Genomic DNA, 2,276 nt, shown 5'->3' with positions numbered 1-2,276 from the left:
GGCGGGGTCGGGACCCGGACCGCTGGCGCGGCCGGGTCTGGGTGCCGTCCGGCAGCGGCGGCGCGGGCAGGCGCCCGACCCCGTCCACCGCCCGCCGCAGCTCCCGCTTGGTATCGGGCAGCTTCGGCCGGGGCGCCGCCTGCGGCACCCCGAGCGCCGAGGTCAGGTCGCCGAACGCGCGGCGCCGCCACGGCGTCAGGTTCGGCACCCGCACGCCCGTCAGCTGCTCCAGCAGGCGCAGCGTCGAGGTGTGGTCGAACGGCTCGGACGCCACCCAGCCGCCCTGCGTCCACGGCGACACCAGCAGGCACGGCACCCGGAACCCGCCGCCGACCGGCAACCCCCCGACGAACTCCCCGGCCGTCCCGGCCGGCGGCACCGGCGGCGGGACGTGGTCGAACAACCCGTCGTTCTCGTCGTAGTTCAGGATGAACAGGGTCTTCTTCCACACGTCGGGATGGGACGCGATCGCGTCGATCTGGCTCGCGACGAAGTCCGCCCCCGCGGCGGGCGTGTAGTCCGGATGCTCCGACTGGTAGCTCGTCGGGATGATCCACGACACCGTGGGCAGCCGGTCGTGCCGCGCGTCGTACCCGAACTGCCCGGCGTCGTAGGTGCGCAGCCCGTTCCGGTACAGCGGCGAGGTCTCCGGCGCGTCCTGGAACGCCCTGAAGTACTCCAGGACGTTGCAGCCGTAGTTGTCGGTCTGCTGGTACACCCGCCACGACACCCCGGCGAGCGTCAGCGCCTCCGGATACGTGGTCCATGTGAACGGCTCCGGGCCGACGTTCGTGGTCACCGGGCCGCCGTGCCCGCCGCCCGCGTCGATCGACGCGCTCATCAGGAACAGCCGGTTCGGCCACGTCGGCCCCAGCACCGAGCTGTGGTACCGGTCGCACACCGTGAACTGCTCGGCCAGCGCCCACTGGAACGGGATGTCCTCTCGCGTGTAGTAGCCCATCACGAACGGGTAGTTCGCCCCGTCGGCGTTCGCCGCCGAGTGCGCGACCAGCCACCGGTCCATCCGGCCGCCGTTCCACGAGGCGTGCTGCAGCTCCCACGAGTGGCCGGTGGACGGGATCGCCTGCGCGCTCGTCGTCCGTGAGTCCAGGTGGAACGGCAGCAGGTACCCCGCGTCGTTCTTCGGATCGGGCTGGTAGAACACGGGCCTGCCGTCCGGCAGCCGGGGCGCGTCCGGATCCGAGAATCCCCGCACCCCCGGCATCACGCCGAAGTAGTGGTCGAAGCTGCGGTTCTCCTGCATCAGGATCACCACGTGCTTGATGTCGCGCAGCTTCCCCCCGCCGCGCGGCCGTCCGGCGGTCTCGGCCATCGCCCGGCGGACGTTCGGCGGCAGCACGTCCGACGCGAACGCCGCCGCGGCCACCGCTCCAGCGCCCCCCAGCAGGCGCCGACGACTCAACGGCACGGACGCGGGGGAGGGACCCCCGGCCCGACGTCCAGCGCCCGACGCCTCCGCGTGCGTCGAAGCCGGCGCGGGCGGGCGCGGCGCCGGGGATAGGGGTTTGCGCGCTGGTGGGGATACGGGTTCGTGCAGCGCAGGAGGTGCGGGCTCGTGCGGCGCAGGAGGTGCGGGCTCGTGTGCCGCAGGGGAGGCGGGCGTGGAGGGGCGGGGCGCGGGGACGTCCGCTCCGCGCGGTTCCAGATGCGGCAATTCCGGCTCCCGTCTCTCACCCGTCGTGGAAATGCCGGAACGAACCTCCCGCACCACCGGTGACACCGGTAGCCGCGCGGGGTGAAGGACTCCCTTACCCCCGGTGGACGCGACCGTCGAGGGCCCCGGAAGGCGCAGGTCGGGTCACCGGGCAGGGACAATCCGAAGAAACGTCCGATACGGGGCGCAAGCCCCACGCCGTCCCGGGCGACGCCCCGTCATCCTGCCGGTTCCAGCCGGCCGAGGCGAGGAGCCGGCCCCGCGTGTCAGTCGTTCGGTCCCACCAGCCCGCCGAGCGGAACGCCCGCCAGTTTCCGCATTTCATGGGCCATATGCGCCTGATCGGCGTACCCCGCGTCCACCGCCGCCTCCGCCGCCGGGACACCCGCCCGCACGGCCCCCAGAGCCCGCTGGAACCGCAGCACGCGCTGCAGCACCTTCGGCCCGTACCCGAACGCCGCCAGCGCCCGTCGCCGCAGCTGGCGCTCGCCCAGGCCCACCGCGTCCGCCACGTCCGGCACCGACGCCCCCGCCAGCAGCCCGCGCACCACGGGCGCGACGACCGGATCGCCCGGCCCCGCCGCCCGCGCGCGCTCCACCA

At 74.0% G+C, this 2,276-nt stretch carries 2 protein-coding genes; both read right to left on the bottom strand.

All coding sequences use genetic code 11. The annotated features are described in order from the left end of the window. The coding region (locus DZF91_RS24855; protein ID WP_235834530.1) for an alkaline phosphatase family protein at positions 1-1,387 on the bottom strand (1,387 nt) is incomplete at its 3' end. Between the two features lie 554 nt (positions 1,388-1,941). After that, on the bottom strand, positions 1,942-2,276 hold a 335-nt coding region (locus DZF91_RS24850; protein WP_117359671.1), incomplete at its 5' end, for a helix-turn-helix domain-containing protein.

It is taken from the genome of Actinomadura logoneensis (assembly GCF_003428695.1).
In the GTDB taxonomy this organism is placed as follows: domain Bacteria; phylum Actinomycetota; class Actinomycetes; order Streptosporangiales; family Streptosporangiaceae; genus Spirillospora; species Spirillospora logoneensis.
This window is presented reverse-complemented; position numbering and strand designations above follow the sequence as displayed.